Below are 17327 nucleotides of genomic sequence, written 5' to 3'. Positions count from 1 at the left end.
CTAGGAGCCTTCAAGAGAGCCATCAGGGGATTAAGAGTAGAGCTTTAATCTTTCATCTTTAATTCTTGCTGTTAAAAATAAGCCTTGCATGGGTTAGCTACCATGCAAGGTTAGCTCCAAAGTCGGTTAACTCTTAAAGAAAACGCAAATATCAAAACTGACTAAGCGGCCAAACCAGCATTCAAACGGAAAAAACATGACCACTACAACGGATCAAAAACCAGTATTCGCCCCACAAATTAAAGTGCCAGCCACCTATATGCGTGGCGGCACCAGTAAAGGGGTGTTTTTTAACTTAACCGACTTGCCAGCTGAAGCGCAGGTTGCTGGCAGCGCACGAGACAACTTGTTACTGAGAGTCATTGGTAGTCCCGATCCCTATGGTAAACACACAGATGGCATGGGCGGCGCAACATCCAGTACCAGTAAAACCGTGATCCTCGCCAAAAGCGAAAAAGCCGATCACGACGTAGATTACTTGTTTGGTCAAGTGGCTATCGACAGACCATTTGTTGACTGGAGCGGTAACTGCGGCAACTTGACCGCAGCAGTCGGCTCGTTTGCGATCAGCAACGGTTTAGTCGACAGTAGCCGCATCCCTCACAACGGCATTGCGGTTGTGCGAATTTGGCAAAAGAACATTCAAAAAACCATCATAGCTCATGTACCTATCACCAATGGTGAAGTGCAAGAAACCGGCGATTTTGAGTTAGATGGCGTCACGTTCCCCGCAGCAGAGGTGCAAGTCGAGTTTGTCGATCCAGCCGATGGCGAAGGGGCTATGTTCCCAACGGGCAACTTAATCGATGATTTAAAAGTACCAACAGAGATTGTGCCAAGCGGCGTATTGCAAGCCACTATGATTAACGCAGGTATTCCAACTGTGTTTATCAATGCCAGCGAGCTAGGTTATACAGGTGCTGAGCTGCAAGAAGCCATAAACGGCGATGACAAGGCGCTTGCCATGTTTGAAACCATTCGCGCTTATGGCGCAGTGCAAATGGGCTTGATTAAACATATCGATGAAGCCGCTACCCGCCAACACACACCAAAAGTAGCGATTGTTGCAGCGCCAATTGATTACACCTCATCAAGTGGCAAAGCAATTGCCAAAACGGATATTGACCTCAATGTTCGCGCGCTATCTATGGGCAAGCTGCACCATGCCATGATGGGCACAGCCGCAGTCGCCATTGGTACTGCAGCCGCAATTCCCGGCACGCTTGTAAGCCTTGCAGCTGCCGAAAGTAAAGCAAGTAAATACACAAGCGGTAAAGCCGATGGCAATGGCTTTGTCACCTTCGGCCATCCATCAGGCACCTTAAAAGTCGGTGCTGAAGCCGAAGAGATTAATGGTGATTGGCAGGTAAACAAAGTGGTTATGAGCCGCAGCGCCCGAGTACTTATGGAAGGTTGGGTGAGAGTGCCGCAAGGCTAAATCAGCGCGTTTGCGTAATATCAGCAAAGCCACAGTTGTTGTGGCTTTTTTTTGTGACTTCCGCTTTTGTCACTCATATTTTTGTAGCTTTTGTTTATGTAAGATAGCCCACAGTTTTATTTATATTTATCATCTAATTATTCCTTTTAAATCAATAGCGTGTTAGGTTGTCGCCAAGCTAACTTTTAGCCATGTAAACTACACGAGCCAAAGCAATGGAACAGACGCATTTGCAACGCAAGTGCTTATCAAAGGAATGAATAGGTGACACCCAAGTTGCAACCCGACCCGAATCTTAGCTTTTATAATCGCAATGCCGAGCAGTTAGCTCAGCAATATGATTCCAAGCCGTTTACTGAGGTTCACCAAAGCTGGTCTCACCATTTGGCCGATATTTTTGTTGCGCTTGCAGCTAACTCTTCAACTAATTTGCTGGCAACTCAAGCCAATGCAATTGCCTACAGCCAACAGCTTCAGATACTCGATATTGGGGCTGGTACTGGCAGAGATGCAAAATATTTAGCCGAGCTTGCCAATGCACAGCAACAAGTCACGGTTTATGCAGTAGAGCCAGCAACAGAGCTTGCGGCTATCGGTAAGCAGCACACCAAAGACTTAGCCGTTATTTGGCTCGAAGATACACTGCCTGAACTTAAACAGGTGACTGCAACCAATATCAAATTTGACCTTATTTTACTCAGCGCTGTGTGGATGCATATTCCTAGCACTGAGCGTTTAACTGCACTGACACAACTCAGTCAGCTATTAGCACCGCAAGGAAAACTCATCATAACGTTGCGCCATGGGCCAAGTGGTGATGAACGGATAATGCATAGCGTCAGTATTCAAGAGCTAGCTTTATTAAGTCAGCAGCTAGGGTTATGCATCATTGACAGTATCAGCGCAGAAACTGACAAACTTGGCCGCGCTGAGGTGAGTTGGGAAACTGTGGTCATACAGTTCAGCGAAGCTAGCACAGTAAAATCCGCTGTGCAGTTCGATACCAGCAGCTTAAAAACAACGGAGCAAGCCAAATGAAGCAAACTCCAAGCCCAGTTATGAACTCAGCAATAAGCCCTGATATAAGCTCAGTAGTAAGCCCTGCTAAAAGTAGCGCCGATATTGATGCGCAAACCCAAGTTAATTTCATCACTTACTTACAACGCTTATTGGTTGAAGGCGAGTTTACCGCGACTTATAAGTTCGCTTTGCTGCACGCGCTAGCAGACATTTGTATTGAGCGGCCATTGCATAGCGATGTCAACGCTAATCTGCACGATGCATTAGACAGTGTGATCACCATAGATGAGTTAGTGGTGAAGTTTATCGAGCTATATTGGCAACACTCTTTGCCCTATAACGGTGTGGCAGATGAAGCATTTGTATTATTGCAAAACTCAGGGAGCCAATCTGCATTAGTACAAGACTTAGCTGCAATGCGGCGGCAGGGCATACGTACTATTGGCCAGTTAAAGCAAAGTCAGCATTGGAAATCGTTGCTGACTAAGACCCGTAACACTTTCAAGCAAGGCCCACTTTGGCGCTTACAGTTACTCGCAGGGAAAGAAGAGTGCTTTTATTATCCCCATGACAAATCGCAAAAGCATATCGTTCTCAACCCTGGTATCGCGTTCTGTTTTCGGCGCTTTTACGATTTAGTGGTCTCGCTTGCAAGAAACCATTGGACGCAAAAAGTCAGTGCATTTCCGGCAAATTTTGCAGTATTGGGCGGCAAAGGTGACTTGTCGCAGTTCCTGTTTGGCAGTGACAGAAATTCCATTATCAGTGCTAGACCACTACTGACTGAGATCCAACAAGGCAAATGTTTTTACTGTAATAAACCGCTAAAAAACGATGGCAACAATGCAGCCGAGGTGGATCACTTTATACCATGGGCACGATACCCAAACGATCTCGGCCACAACTTTGTATTGGCACATCGCAGTTGTAATAACGCCAAGCGTGATCACCTTGCCGCTCAACGCCATAAAGAGCGCTGGTATGAGCAAAACATCATAAATAACGCTGCACAAATCACATCGGAACTCAGCCAGTATTTTATTTGCGATAGTTCTCGCTCAGAAGCGATTACCGCTTGGGCGTATCAGCTTGCACTTCAAGGCGATTCGCCATTGTGGGTAGCGGGGAGGGAGTTTGAGACTATAAAAGTGGCGGTGAGGTTGAGTTGATTTAGTGAGTTTTAGATATTAATTGGAATGTTGAGAAGATGGTGATTGGGGAAATTAGTTTTAACGAATTTCTGCTCCTTTGTTAGTTACAGGCGATAAGCAGTGTAAAACAATGACGAGCCTGTTGACCTACTTTTGCTAATCGATAAGTAACAATCACTGATTACTTCCGTTTCAACATCAATACCAATGCTCAAGTTTCGACTTTTCGTGCTCGTTTATTCAACGCCACTCTGGTAAAGTCCTATAAATCAATAGCTTTTATTTAGCAAAGCTTAAATAATAGGTTTATTAAATGCGCATGCGCGTTTTGCCAAATACTTGCGCATGCGCACTATAAAAATGTTAAATGTTTAAGGTGGAAAATGAATAAACTATTGATTGATTCTATTAATTTCTCTAATGAGAAAGCGGTATTATTTAAGTTTGAATCAAGAAGTAAGCTAGCAGCTTATTCAATGGGTATATATTGTACGTTGATTGAATTATCGGAGTCTTTTAGCAAGCTGGTAGAATCTCAGTGTTACTCGGGATCACTATCTGTTTATAGAACATTTTTAGAAAATTATGTAGATTTACAAAATTTAGTTAATAATGAGCATTATGTAAATCAACTTGATTATGATAATTGTCGCCAAAAAAAGCGTAATCTAGAATCCGCCCAAAATGATAATCCTTATCTAAAATCAATAAAAAAGTATGCTATTGACGCTCTTCCTAAATTAGATGTTGAAATAGCAGAATTGAAAGAAAATTCAGACTTTAAGGTGCTAAGTTCAATTAAAAGTAAATTTCAATTAGCGGGAATGGATAAAGAGTATTCTGGTTTATACCCATTATTAAGTGCTGAATCACACTGTAGTTTAGAGGCAATATTTTCTCGACATTTTGAAAAGTGTACAGAAAGTGATGAAGTGAAAATTAGTATCAATAACAAAGATAATTTACCTGATTATGATTTTTATCTGATAACAATGACTCGGTATCTAATATTTTCAGGGCAATTGATATCCGATTTATTAGGTGGGCAGCAGAGAATTGACTTCTTAGAGAAAAGGGAAGAAATAGCGTTATCTGTGAAATAAACATTTAACAAATGTATTAGCACGATTTGCTACATTCGGCATTCTAGGTTTCTTTAGGTTTACCGCATTAAGTGGTAAATTTTGGTTTAATCTGCATGGTAGCAAACGTGTTATGCAGGCGTTATACGTAAATGAAACTATTCTGCATATTTGTATTAGAAAATAGATTCGTTTTATTACTCTCGATTTATATAAAGGGATATTAGGAACTGAAAAGTATGAGTGGAGGACACACTAAGAATGCAGCGTTAACAACCGCCTTAGCCTTTCATTACCAAGTGCTGATTGGCTTAGATAAGTGCTTTTCACTTGAAGAAGGTCAATCTGTATGGTTTGAAAAAGACGGAGATGTAAGCCTAATGTCGCCTGATGCTTTGGCTTCTACTCAAACAGAAGTAAAGAATTATACTGACCGGCTCACTGACCACCACGAAAACCTTTGGAAAACTCTCAAGAACTGGTTGGCATCAGAGTTTGACCATATTCAATATGGTGTTTTAGTACTGCATACCACTCAGGCTTTTGGTGCAAAAACCCAGCTGAAGGATTGGAACACACAAACCGCCGAGCAACGCTTACAAGTGTTGAAATATATTTATGCAGCACGTAGCGAAGAGCAACTTAATGCTGAAAAGCCGACAGACATCATCAAATTGCAAAAAGCCGTGATGGATTATGATGACGCTTTGCTGAAAATTGTATTAGGCAAAGTAACTTTATTTACTGATGCCGATAATGAGCAAGATTTAGAAAAGCGTATTTTAGCTAAACCAGTAGGCATCCCCAAAAGTAACTTAAGTACTTACCTTCATGGCTTAATTGGTTTTGTGTATGCACAGGCTACGCGACAATCATGGAGTATTAGCCAGCAGGCATTTAGGGCTAAGTGTGAAGAGTTGACAACTCTTCTATGTAAAAAGGAATTCACTTTTCCGACCTTTGTCGGATATGAAGCATCAGAGCGTGAAGTGGAACTACACCAAGATAAACTTTTTGTACAAAAAATAGCTGACATAGAGCATCACGAAATGATCCCCGATGCGATAGGCAATTGGCTAGAGTTGCAAAACTCTTTTTTGGAGCAACTGGATGAATACCCTTTATACAAAAATAAAACGGTAACTTATCAGAATCAGTTGGTTAGAAAATACAAGCTTGCGCACTCAAGTGCTCAACTTGAGGCAATTGATGCAATTAAAAGCTCAAAGTTAATATACAACAAGACAATGCAAGAGCAGCCACTAAACATGGGTAATGATATTCCACCGATTGAATATAGAAATGGCCTTATTCATGACGCAATGGACGATGACGAGCGAGATTTGAAATGGAGGGTTGAGCCATGAGTAGCATTATCGATGCCCTATACGAATTAAAGTATAACCCATTTCATTATGGGCCTTACTTGTCCTCTTTTTATACTAGCTTAGAAGAATCTGAAAACAATTTATTACTCGCCCAGTTGGTGATTCCGCTTTGTAGCCACCCTATATATTGCCATAAGCTGTTGAACTCGAATAAGCGAAGCTCTATATGGTCTGTTTTTGACGACAGAACAAAACTTTACGACCTTCAAGAACGCATTGACGGTTTTCAAGCCTTAACAGAACAGTGCATTCAATATTGTTTAGTCAACGACTGGCTATCCGTTAATCAGCTGCAGCTATCCCTAACTAAATGTGACGAGGTTGCCTCAAACTATACCACTCAAAAAAGTGCAGAAAAGTTAGGTAGGCTATTTAGTGGTCACTCAGTGATCGAGATTTATGCGTTTTTAGGAGTGAAACCACGATGAAAACCCTTATTCATGAAATTGGTGTGATAGACAAGCAAGGGCTCAAACATCCTGTTAATTTTCAAGCGGGACTCAATGTTGTTACTGGTAAATCATCAACAGGTAAAAGCGCCTTAATTGAAATTTTTGATTATTGCTTTGGTAGCGATGAGAACACGATTCCAAAAGGTGTGATTACAAATAGTGCTGCTATTTACTATGTTGCGCTTGCTGTTAATGAACAAGATATGGTGATTGCGCGCGATCCTGATGTTGCTACAAAAGCATTTTTTCGTCGTGTAGAGATATTCGATTCGGCAGAAATTGATCGTGAATACTTTAATACCAGCTATTTTCGCCCTTTAAGCGAGTTTAAGAAGCATTTAAGGGACTTTTTCTTAGATATTGATGATGTCGATGAATCTTTGGTAGCGAGAGCCAACAGGAGATTTAATCAAAAAGCCCCTACACCATCGGTGCGTAGTTTTTCTTCGTTCATGCTCCAACATCAAAACTTGGTTGCCAATAAGCATGCTTTGTTTTATCGATTCGACGAAAAGCAAAAACGCGATCAGGCAATTGAGCATACAAAGATATTCTTAGGGCTTGTAGATCAAAAGTTCTTTCACCTATCACAAGAAAAAGAGCGGGTAAGCACAGACGTAAAACGTTTAGAACGGCAAAGAGAAACAAATAAACGCACATCAGACAGCTATAAACAAAAAGTCGCTCCCGTATTAAGTCAGCTTTACGCATTGATGGGATTTAAAGATGAGCCATTATCATTAGCTAAGATACTCCAGCACCCTCAAGACGCCAAAGGCCTGCTTGAGGATATTATAGTTGCCGAGAAAATAGATCATAATTCCAATGCATTGACGCAACGATATGAGCAGTTGAAATTGGCGCGCAATCAAAAAACTGCTGAGTTACGAAAGTTGCAGCGTCAAGCAACATCTATTAATAAACATATCCAGGAAGAAGAACGATTTGTTGATAATGTAAAACAGTTTAGCTCGCCTCAGCATGTACATATTTCGGCCTTGGTATGCCCATTCTGCCATACTGAAAAAGACAACTTGAGTCAAAGTGCAGAGAAACTTCAGCAGGCCATTACGAAAGTATCAGGTAATCTTGCTCAAGCTCGCCCAATGAAAGCAAAGTTTGAATCATCTCTGCTCGAAGTGCAGCGTGATACAGAAACTGTTAGTAAGTCGTTAACCGAGTTCAATCATCAAATAACTGAAATTGAGAAAGCAAATCAGCAGTTAACAGAACGGAAAAGCTTATACGAAAGCATTGTTATGCAAAAAGCAAAGTTGTTTGTACTTCTTGATACCTTAAATATGGCTGATGATGCTGAACTTGAAACAGAACTCAAAGAGTTAAAAAAGAAGCTCAATAAGATTACTAATGCACTCAAAGAGTACGATGTCCAAAAAGGTTTGACAGCTGCGTCGGATAAGGTAAACGAATATATGGCTAGGATAGGTAGCCATTTTGAATTTGAGAAAAGCTATAAACCAATTAACCTCCATTTCTCATTTGAGACATTCGACCTTTATCATTTAACGCCTGAAAAAGAAAGAATTTACCTACGTTCAATGGGTAGTGGTGCAAACTGGCTTTACTGTCATGTAACGTTATTTTTGGCATTGCATAAGTATTTTGCTGGATTAGGTGAAAAATGTGCTATCCCGTCGGTACTTTTTTTGGATCAGCCAACGCAGGTGTATTTCCCTAATTTTAACCGTGATAACTCTGAGTCTTTTGAAGTTCAGAAGGCTAAGGAAAACGAACAGCGCGCTGCCAATGAACGAGCTGTTGATGAGGATATTGTTGCTGTAGAAAATTTGTTTAGTCAGTTATCGACCTATTGTAACGAGGTAGAAGAGACTAATGGTTTCAGCCCCCAAATTATCGTCACTGACCACGCGGATGATTTGACATTAACCAATAACGTGTTGTTTGAGTCTTTAGTCAATGGTAATCGATGGAGAACGCGTGGCTTGATTCATCCTGTTCAACAATAAAAGGAAGAATCAATCGTATATGAAGGCACTAACCGGATAAAGGGGTCGAAGCGAATAAGATAAATTGAGATACTTTGCCTCATCTAAGTCACTCGCGATAGATCTGATACTCAAACGCATTTCTGTCCAAAAATGCGTTAGAACACAAAAATAGCCAACTTTTGTTGGCTATTCTCTCTTAAAGCTTCAACCAGCTGCTAATCACTAAACACCAGCGAATCCTACACGCCCATGCAGCTGTAAACGCCTTTCACCAGTGGCTATTTAACCTTTAGCAATATGGTGATGCTGACATCAATTATGCCTCCTGTAGCTGTTTCAGTATCTATAAAAGCATCAAATTGAAACTCAAATGGGATCATTGGATTAGCAAAACCTTGAGTGCTTAACGCATATTCTCTACCAACACCTTCTCCGGCTATTATAGGATTACCTTGCCAATCTTTAAGTCTAATAAAAACATTTTCAGCGCACTCATCTCTGTCACAATTTCCGATGCGCCCATCCATCGTTACTTCAGCATTGTTGGGAATAAAGCTTAACGTTGCTTTAGTTTTAAATTCTTCGACATCTTCTCTGGCTGAACAATCATTAAGGAAAATTTTAAATGGTTGTATTGCTGCATTATCTTGCTTTTCTAATGTGCCTAAATCAAAAGTTTCATTAAGTGGCATTAAACTACAGGTCGTTTCTGACACAGTTATAAATCTTCCGCTATCAATCTGATGGATATAACCAGATGTTCCGCCTTTCACCCACATACTTCTACCAGTATTAAAAGTACCCCATTGCGCTAAATTTTGTACTCTGTTTAATGTGTACGTACCAGGGGTGATGTCTCCTATACGCACTAGTTCAGCTAGTACTTGATCTCCATAGTCAACTGTATAGTTTCGGTGCTGCCTCACTAAATCTGCAAAAATTAAGTTGGTATTTGCTGAACCGGAACTTGGTGGCTGACTTCCGCAAGGTAATGCATTTCCATTAGGGTGGTATAAGCGCATGCCAACTCCCGGAAACTCCGGAATAACACATACTGTAGGGTCTCCTCCAGGAGCAACGGTAGGGTAATAACTCGGAACGAGATAATACCTAAATCGTCCGCCTCTAGTTGAATTATGCTGATCACAAGTTATCTCTATGGGAGATGTGGTTATTGTTGTGATGACTCCCCCCACAAGTGGTAAATTCGATAGGGAAATGTCGCTCTGCGTTACTTGAACATATGCATGATTAGCCCCATCGCTACAGCGATATGGTCCTCCGAATTCAGCGCTTTTACCATTGGCTATGCAAAATATAAATACAATAGCACTCTTAAAAAAGAAACCAATCCACTGCTTTATCTCCATTTGTTGCACCTCGCCATTTCCTTTTAGCCGATAGCTGTTAAGTCAAAAGTTTCAGCCTTTTTACACTTCCAACTGGTTTTATAGAAATGAAATGTTATTAACAGTTTTATTAAGCCCGTAATAGACGGCTTTGTTTGTTGAATCGAATGAATTCATGATGTGCTTAGCTGTTTAATAACAAGAAAGGTTACTAGAAAATATTAAAGATGGAGGGGGGATATTCCCCTCTGTTTGCTTAGTGAAACAGTTATAATTTTTACTTCGGCTTAGACCATTTTTTACTTGAGGCTTGAATTGCTCACTTAGCTGAAGGGCTTGGTTATTAACTACTCAATACCCAAAATCATTTTCACAGATAAAAGTGGTAGATAGCTGAATTAGAGTTTTGCGCTTATAAAAGCTAATGCGGGACGTAAGATACAAGAACTGCCCGGAATTATTCTATAGGCCTGAGCCTCGTGACTTTTCTTCCTGCGTGAACATTGCACTTTATGCAATGTCAGAGGTTCTTTGTCTCACTCAGGCAAAGAAACAGGTAATCAGTTCTGGCTATGCTATAACCCATTGTTAATAATCTGGTTTACTGTTAGTCTCGATTGATTAAAGAATCGGCGACCTGTTCTTACTAAGACCGTTTTGATTCGGAATTCAGCCTAACTTTATGTTGTTTTTATGTTGAATGTGTTGGTTGGATGAGTGATTCTTCACTATTACATGGAGTTGCAGTCCGTCGTGACAAGGAGGCTAGGTGGAAAGTAATACTATCGCAGTTGAAAAACATAATGTTGCACCATATTTATCTGTTTTATTGGGCGCAAAATCGACTAAAGAAGAATCATGTTCGGTTCATGAAGTTATTCTTCAATTATTGAATGAAGAGTCTTCCGATGAAATGGTGGTAGGAGCAACTATTAATGATGAAGTTGGAAAACTCGGAACAGTAAAAATCACATCATACACAATCACAAAGAAACCTAGCTGGGCTAAAGATCTACCCATTAAAGACGTAGAACACCACGTCTTCGTTAGCTTTAATGTTAGGGAGCACTTAGCTTTCTATTTCTCAGAAAAAGGTAAAAAAGATACCATCCGTGAACTTTTTGGCAAAAAACGATTGTCTAACTTGTTCCCTATTCCAATAAGTAAACTGAATGGCAACTTCATTAATGAAGATGAAATCAAAATGTTGTGGTTGTCAGGAATTCACGGTAGGGACAACTTTAAAGCTGACTCTAAAGTTTTAGGTGGAAAAAGTGTTGCTGACACACTTGATCCACTGATTGATCAATCGTACATGATGTCAGCTGTACGTACTCAAGTTTGGGGAACAAAATCAAAAAGTTCTGTCGGAATTAACCCGTTTAAATCGTCAATATGGCGAGGACCATGCAAAGATTGGAGCACCTTTGAGAATAGAGTGTTAGAGATTTTAGACAGACTGTCTATCAATAGTGTTGAATCAGAGAGTCCAATAGGGATATTGTCTTATCCAATATCTAAGCCCGATGACTTAAGAAAACCATATGACTTTTCTCTTGTAGATTATGATTTTCTACCTGAAGAGAATGGGCAGGTCCGTAAAGATCTATTAATGAAATTACAATATAATTTTCATGTTGAACTAGTTAGTAGCTTTGTGGAAAGCGATATTTCACTCGATATTTTTCATGCAGGAAAAAAGGCGGGAAATATATGTGTCGAAGTTGAAGTGGATGACTATAAAGTTGCCTTTAAAGTCAAAAGTGAAACTCCTATAGTTAAAAGTAAGAAACACTTTGACTTATATAAAAGAGTCTTTTTATATCCAGAACTTATTAAATGTTGGTTCGAGTCAGGTCATGCAGTAGTGAATGGCATGGTTTTCAGAACTGGATATCAAGATGTAGAATATGACAAGTTCTTGTGGGCTGACTTTGAAAAATATGATATCAAAAAAGAAAAGCCTGGAGCAAATGTCCAAAAACCATCATTAAAGGACATTGGCAAAGAAAAGTCTTTATTTTGCTGGGTTCAAAAACGCTGGAGTGGAAATTGGCTAACATCAGATGAATTTAACACCACAGAAAAACCAAAAGGGTGGCTTTATTGTGATGATGGCGCTGGTGAAAAAGCTGACTTCATTCATTATGTTCAGCATGGTTCTCTTCATCTAATATCCTTAATTCACGTCAAAGCATCAAAGTCTAGCGAGGCGTCCCGACGAATATCTGTTGGTGCTCACGATGTGGTACTAAATCAAGCTGTTAAGAATCTTAGATATACAGCAAGGAAAGTTCTCGTTGAAGATCTAAAAGCGAGACATGACAATGCGGCTCATAAGGGATGTTGGTGCAATGGAGTCAAAGCAATAGCTGAAGATTTCTTTGATGTGTTATTGGCTTTAAAAGATAACAAACATGTTAAGACTCGCGTTATTGTCGTCCAACCACACACACAAAAAAGTGTTTATCAAAAAAGTACAGGCAGCAAAATTAAAACTCAGCTAGATGTATTGTTAGTTAGTGCCGAAAATGCAATTAGGTCTTCAGGAGCAGATTTTCATATTATAGGCCTTGCGGACAAATAAACATAACAAAGCATCTGAGAGTGATTCCTATCCCGAATAGCCAACTTCTGTTGGCTATTTTTATTTAAACTATCCAACTCAATCACTGAACACCAACGAGTCCAACACGCCCATACCGCTATGAACGCCGCCTTCGGTGGTTCGGGCCGACTTACTTCTGATCAAGTATCCAGCGTAAGCTTGTTGCTCGCCATTGGCGTCATTAATCGCTGGTTTACCGTCAATATGTACGGTGAACATGCCGATTTCACTGATAAGATCCTCGACTTGTTGCAGCTCGCCTTTACGAACTGTCAGTGCAGGCGTGGGTCTTGGCGTTGGCTGTAGTCGGCGCATTAACGACCAAGCTTGGTATTCGTCTGGTTTAAGTGATAACAGTTTTGGCAAAATATCGTCGTCAAATATACAGTGGCCGCCACCTTCGCCTTGGTTTTTTAGTACCCATTGCTCGGGGCTGGTTTGGCTAATTAAAGCTGCGCTGTCTGTAGTCACGGGGCGCATTTCGCCGAGGAGTTGTTTAACGCTTGAGGCTTCATCTATGGTTAAACCAAAAGTTGTTAACTGCTCGGCTGTCATTGATGACAGTAACATTTGCACGCGCTTGCTGGTGGCCAGTTGTTGGCTAACAGTGGCATTAATAGCAACTCGGTGTTTCTCAATAAATATGCGGGTTTGCATTAAGCTTTCGCAGCACACTTTGCTGATGAGATCGTGAGCATGGTAGTCACAATATTGATATCCTGCGCGCAGGTAAACGCTGTCGATACTGCCAACACCTTCTAAAATCAGTCTGTCGTTAGCGCCTGTCGATAATTTGCCGTGTAACTCTCTAAAGGTGCGCCTAATTGTACGAATACCTTTGGCTTGTAATGCCTGTTCTAAAAGGTGCTGATCGTATACGTTGTCCTCATTGGCTTGCACAATCATTAAAAAAGTGGCGCTATTGCTTAGCTTGTTATTAATGGGTTGAGTTAATAAAGCCGAGGTTTTAACTGGGTTAGTTTTTAAGTCGCGATCGTGCTGGTTTTGCGCAGTTGTCGTTGCCTCTATTGCTGCAAATTCGGCGTTTATCTTAAATGTTGCCTTGGCAATACCTTGAGCCAAATTCGCTAGCGCATGGTTAGCAACCAGCTTGGAATGTGTAGATGCTGATGTTGCGGTTGTTGTAGTAACTAGTGCTGACCATTCATTAAACGCTTCAGGCGCTTGCAGTTGCAAAAATTTATGTAGCTCATGTATTCGTTGTCCAAATGGCCCCATACCTGCGGCAATGCCGTTAAATTCAATAAGTTTTGGCCCTAATGCGGCATCATCCATAAAGTCGCTGCGCATAATTAATAACGGCAAGCGTTTAGCGCGTTCTGGAGCTTGGTGAATCGCCTGATGCATCTCTAATAGTGCATTAAAAAAAGGATCGCCCTTGGTGATGGGGGCAATCGCTTGGCTAAGAAAGTCATGATCTTCTGATACAAAGTGAATGAGTTTACCTAGCAGGCCTACAGATGCGGTTAACTTGTTATAGCGCGCTGTTGATATCGCTGTCGGAGTTAGGCTAAAGGCAGTATGCACAGCAGAATAGGGCGTGGTTTTTAATGCCATGCCATGGGTTAACGCCCACTCAATCGCATCTTGTGCTGCTTGTTTGCTTGTGTGGTTAATCATGATGTCACCCTTAATAGCTGCGTTTATCCGAGCTTGTTTTAAGTTATTTCTGTAAAAATCGAAATATAGGTCTACTGTTGACTGTTGTCAATTCATATTTCGAATTAAACCGAAATGTTGACGCAGAGCAAGAGAGAGGTTTTGTTGTTAAATGGACGTTTGATGATCCAGTGACTATATAACCTATAGCGAGAGCTGTTTTGCGGTATGAGCTCATTAATAATCAAACGGAGATATTTAGATGAAAAACACCTCATTTGCGTTAGCGGCTATGTCAGCTTGTTTATTGAGCTTTGCTCTGCCTACCAAGCTTGTGTTTGCCGATCACCATCAAGACTGCAGCACTATGGTTGGCTGTGACAAAAAGCGATGTGAGATCTCAAAGCAGATTGTTATGGCAAAGGCTCATGGCAATACTCATAAGGTGGCGGGATTAGAAACAGCACTGAAAAATGTTGATACCCATTGCACCACAAACGTCCTTAAGCAAGATCTCACTGCTGAGATTGCTGATGTAAAACAGCAAATAGATAAGTATCAAGCCTCTTTGAAAGAAGCAGAGGAGGAGAGTAACTTAGATAAAACTTATAAATACAAGCAAAAATTATTGAGTGAAAACACTAAGCTGGCAGAGCTTGAGCAAGAGTTAGCAAGCTTGGAGGACGATAAATAGTTGTTGCCACATCTGCAATAAGTTAACGGCTAACAGCCCGTTATGGATGGGGCTTAGCTTTATTTTGGCTTTTTAGTTTTAGGTTGGCTTTTGCTTTGACTTAGCTGAGCCGCACTCACATAGCGGCTCACTTACTTTAGGTTTGTTTTAGCTGTTATCTTGCTGCTCAATAAAATCTTTAAACTCGATTTCATACAGGCGAGCTAATACTAAAGTTACGGCAAAGATAATTGGGCCGTAAATTAGGCCGATTAAGCCAAACAGTTGTAGGCCACCTAACAATGAGAAAAACAGCAGTAGAGTGCTCATGCCTGTACTGCCTTGCATTAGCCAAGGTCTTAGAAAGTTATCAATCGAGCCAATAACCAACACTCCCCATGCGATTAAAAACAGCGCCCATTGCCAGTCACCGGTAATGAATAGATAAATTGAGGCGGGTAGCCAGATCATGGCGGTGCCTACAAAGGGGATAAATGATGCAAAGGCCATCATGCTGCCCCAAAACAAACCAGAAAAGCCCGCCATGGCCATAGCGATACCGCCCAGGGCACCTTGGGCCAGCGCCGTTAAAAACGCGCCAAAAACCGCTGACTTAGCTACAACTTTGACCTCGTTAAAAATCATCTCTTCTTGAGAGCGCGACAATGGAATGATGTGCCGGATACTACTTACAATAGTTTGTTGATCTCTAAGGAAGAAAAACAGCACAAATAGCATTAGAGAAAAGCTCAAAACCGTATTTGCCACATCGCCCAGTAGTCCGGTACTGGCCGACAAAAAGCTGCTGCTGAGCTGGGTGACTTTTACTGCCGCTTGCTGTACCAGTTCATCTACTTTCAAGCTTTCAAAAGGTAGCCATTTATTGAGTAAGCTGATGCCACTTTGAATATAAGGATGAGATAAAAAAGCTTTGGCGCCGCCATTAGTTAACCAGTCATAGGCGTGACCCATAAAGTTGATGCCTTCATTCATTATCGCAATAGTGACAAATAGCAAAGGTAGCAGCACTACCACAGTGACTAAGGTACAAGACACCACTGATGCCAGATTGGGTTTTGCCGGCATATAGCTTTCAATTTTTGCATGCAGTGGCAACACCAATAACGCAACAATGGCCGCCAGAATAATAGAGCCTAAATACGGTGAAACGAGCAGGTAGCATGCGTAAAACGCAATGGCCAAAGCAAGAAGTAGAATGGCGTGGTGGGGTTTTAGCTTAAAGCTGTCCATCAAATAGCGCTCCAAAATAGATGTGGTAATCAACCTCAAATGCTTGGCATGTCTGCGGCGTAAAGCTAAAAACTGACACTTATGGCCACAATTTAAGATGATAAAGTACTGTAACTATAGCTAAAGCTAACAATAACTTCTGTGACAAATCTATAGCTATTTTTTGTTTGCTTGCCAATTGCTCAATGCTTTGCTGTTGCTAAATTGCTAATTTATACCTGATCGGTTTTGCTGCGACAGTATTTGTCGCAGCATGATATTATGCTAACGGCTCAGCACTTTAAGAGACGAATAAATGCAAACCAATATTCAGCGCCAAATAACCTTGCTGGAACATATTCCCCGTGAGCCTTTTCGTATTACCGCTAATGAACTAACAGACAAACTGCTTGAACGTGGCTATGAAGTTGGCTTACGCACTGTTCAGCGTGAGCTTAAAAGCATGCATGATATGGGCTTGTTTGGCATGGTGATGGACGACCGCTGCAAACCCTTTGGTTGGTCAATTGCTAAGTGTTGGCGCGGGCTAAATCTAACTTTGATGGACCATCATATGGCGCTGGCGTTTTACACCTTAAAGCACAGTGCTAATCAGCTAATGCCCGCCAGCACCTTAAAGCAGCTTACTCCCTATTTTGACCGCGCCGATGAGGTGTTGAGTAAAGATGCCAATAAACCGTGGCTCTATTGGGCGTGTAGAGTGGCGCAGTTACCGCAGCCGTTACCTATCAGTTATCGAACTCCCGACTCAAAGGCGTTAGAAACTGTGCAAAAAGCCTTGCTTGAAAATCGTCAAATTGCTTGCCAAATTCAACGGGTCATTAAAGGTCAGCGTTATTGGATTGATTACCGACCGATTAACTTAGAGGGTATTAAAATTGAGGATGGGGTAGTGTTGCTCGCTTTCACTCTAGGTCGTGAGCATCCAAGGCGATATGCTAAGCCGCTGAATCAAATGCGCAATATCGAGTTGTTAGACACTAAAGCTATTACTCGTAATGACTTTGATATTAATCGTGTGGGTAACGCGCCTGCATCTGCTTCGATTGTGCTGGAACTTGTATGCGATCCTGCTGCGAACTTTATTATGCGAGATGCTAAATTTAGTGACGATCAAACGATAGAACGCCTTGCAGATGGTCGATATTTAGTCAAGGCGACTGTGATGGACTCTGCCAGATTGCGGGAATATTTATGGGGCATGGCAGATAGCGTCGAGGTTATCGCGCCGCTAAAACTACGAGCACACTTTATGCGGCTCGCAAGTAAAATAACCAATAAGTATCAAATCGCTGCGACCGAGTCTGTCGCATAGTTGCATTAAT

The 17327-nt window shown here is 41.3% G+C and carries 13 protein-coding genes; 10 read left to right on the top strand and 3 right to left on the bottom strand.

Annotated features, from left to right (window positions below; genetic code table 11):
- The first annotated feature begins 196 nt into the window (after positions 1–196).
- The 7 genes from prpF (at position 197) to L884_RS0112525 (ending at position 8519) form a co-directional block, all read left to right on the top strand.
- On the top strand, positions 197–1438 hold the full coding sequence (prpF, locus tag L884_RS0112555) for a 2-methylaconitate cis-trans isomerase PrpF (protein ID WP_028767837.1): 1242 nt from the start codon (positions 197–199) through the stop codon (positions 1436–1438).
- 264 nt (positions 1439–1702) lie between these two features.
- Positions 1703–2476, top strand: a complete 774-nt coding sequence (locus L884_RS22045; protein ID WP_051435625.1) for a class I SAM-dependent methyltransferase — start codon at positions 1703–1705, stop codon at positions 2474–2476.
- The gene (locus tag L884_RS22040; RefSeq protein WP_245603123.1) at positions 2473–3627 is read left to right on the top strand and encodes an HNH endonuclease; all 1155 of its coding nucleotides are present in this window, start codon (positions 2473–2475) and stop codon (positions 3625–3627) included. The genes L884_RS22045 and L884_RS22040 overlap by 4 nt, the downstream gene beginning before the upstream one ends.
- 365 nt (positions 3628–3992) lie before the next feature.
- On the top strand, positions 3993–4712 hold the full coding sequence (locus tag L884_RS0112540; RefSeq protein WP_028767836.1) for a DUF5677 domain-containing protein: 720 nt from the start codon (positions 3993–3995) through the stop codon (positions 4710–4712).
- A gap of 218 nt (positions 4713–4930) precedes the next feature.
- Positions 4931–6058: a hypothetical protein gene (locus L884_RS0112535; protein ID WP_028767835.1), complete on the top strand. Its 1128-nt coding sequence runs from the start codon at positions 4931–4933 to the stop codon at positions 6056–6058.
- Entirely contained in the window at positions 6055–6507 is a 453-nt protein-coding gene (locus tag L884_RS0112530) for a three component ABC system middle component (RefSeq protein ID WP_028767834.1), read from the top strand. The genes L884_RS0112535 and L884_RS0112530 overlap by 4 nt, the downstream gene beginning before the upstream one ends.
- Complete coding sequence (locus L884_RS0112525; protein ID WP_028767833.1) at positions 6504–8519, top strand: DUF3732 domain-containing protein; 2016 nt, start codon at positions 6504–6506, stop codon at positions 8517–8519. The genes L884_RS0112530 and L884_RS0112525 overlap by 4 nt, the downstream gene beginning before the upstream one ends.
- 260 nt (positions 8520–8779) lie before the next feature.
- On the opposite strand, the gene L884_RS0112520 is transcribed toward L884_RS0112525, so the two are convergent.
- Positions 8780–9871: a fimbrial protein gene (locus L884_RS0112520; RefSeq protein ID WP_156925687.1), complete on the bottom strand. Its 1092-nt coding sequence runs from the start codon at positions 9869–9871 to the stop codon at positions 8780–8782.
- A gap of 748 nt (positions 9872–10619) precedes the next feature.
- Here L884_RS0112520 and L884_RS0112515 point away from each other — a divergent pair.
- Positions 10620–12437, top strand: coding sequence for a hypothetical protein (locus L884_RS0112515; RefSeq protein WP_028767831.1), 1818 nt, complete (start codon positions 10620–10622; stop codon positions 12435–12437).
- 78 nt (positions 12438–12515) lie between these two features.
- On the opposite strand, the gene L884_RS0112510 is transcribed toward L884_RS0112515, so the two are convergent.
- Positions 12516–14099, bottom strand: a complete 1584-nt coding sequence (locus L884_RS0112510) for a glutathione synthase (RefSeq protein WP_028767830.1) — start codon at positions 14097–14099, stop codon at positions 12516–12518.
- 241 nt (positions 14100–14340) lie between these two features.
- Between L884_RS0112510 and L884_RS0112505 the strand changes: the two genes are divergently transcribed.
- The gene (locus L884_RS0112505) at positions 14341–14772 is read left to right on the top strand and encodes a DUF1090 domain-containing protein (RefSeq protein ID WP_028767829.1); all 432 of its coding nucleotides are present in this window, start codon (positions 14341–14343) and stop codon (positions 14770–14772) included.
- A 147-nt stretch (positions 14773–14919) separates the two neighbouring features.
- On the opposite strand, the gene L884_RS0112500 is transcribed toward L884_RS0112505, so the two are convergent.
- A complete protein-coding gene (locus L884_RS0112500) occupies positions 14920–16002 on the bottom strand; it encodes an AI-2E family transporter (RefSeq protein WP_028767828.1) in 1083 nt (360 codons plus the stop codon).
- Positions 16003–16297: 295 nt separating this feature from the next.
- Between L884_RS0112500 and L884_RS0112495 the strand changes: the two genes are divergently transcribed.
- On the top strand, positions 16298–17317 hold the full coding sequence (locus L884_RS0112495; RefSeq protein ID WP_028767827.1) for a helix-turn-helix transcriptional regulator: 1020 nt from the start codon (positions 16298–16300) through the stop codon (positions 17315–17317).
- Positions 17318–17327: the final 10 nt, after the last annotated feature.

The organism is Shewanella fidelis ATCC BAA-318 (assembly GCF_000518605.1).
GTDB lineage: Bacteria > Pseudomonadota > Gammaproteobacteria > Enterobacterales > Shewanellaceae > Shewanella > Shewanella fidelis.
This window is presented reverse-complemented; position numbering and strand designations above follow the sequence as displayed.

Bases quoted from the DNA above. Each gene is read 5' to 3' on its own strand.
- L884_RS0112510 (WP_028767830.1), bottom strand. From the start codon at position 14,099: ATGATTAACCACACAAGCAAACAAGCAGCACAAGATGCGATTGAGTGG.
- L884_RS0112540 (WP_028767836.1), top strand. From the start codon at position 3,993: ATGAATAAACTATTGATTGATTCTATTAATTTCTCTAATGAGAAAGCG.
- prpF (WP_028767837.1), top strand. From the start codon at position 197: ATGACCACTACAACGGATCAAAAACCAGTATTCGCCCCACAAATTAAA.
- L884_RS0112495 (WP_028767827.1), top strand. From the start codon at position 16,298: ATGCAAACCAATATTCAGCGCCAAATAACCTTGCTGGAACATATTCCC.
- L884_RS22040 (WP_245603123.1), top strand. From the start codon at position 2,473: ATGAAGCAAACTCCAAGCCCAGTTATGAACTCAGCAATAAGCCCTGAT.
- L884_RS0112520 (WP_156925687.1), bottom strand. From the start codon at position 9,871: ATGGAGATAAAGCAGTGGATTGGTTTCTTTTTTAAGAGTGCTATTGTA.
- L884_RS0112530 (WP_028767834.1), top strand. From the start codon at position 6,055: ATGAGTAGCATTATCGATGCCCTATACGAATTAAAGTATAACCCATTT.
- L884_RS0112500 (WP_028767828.1), bottom strand. From the start codon at position 16,002: ATGGACAGCTTTAAGCTAAAACCCCACCACGCCATTCTACTTCTTGCT.
- L884_RS0112535 (WP_028767835.1), top strand. From the start codon at position 4,931: ATGAGTGGAGGACACACTAAGAATGCAGCGTTAACAACCGCCTTAGCC.
- L884_RS0112505 (WP_028767829.1), top strand. From the start codon at position 14,341: ATGAAAAACACCTCATTTGCGTTAGCGGCTATGTCAGCTTGTTTATTG.
- L884_RS0112525 (WP_028767833.1), top strand. From the start codon at position 6,504: ATGAAAACCCTTATTCATGAAATTGGTGTGATAGACAAGCAAGGGCTC.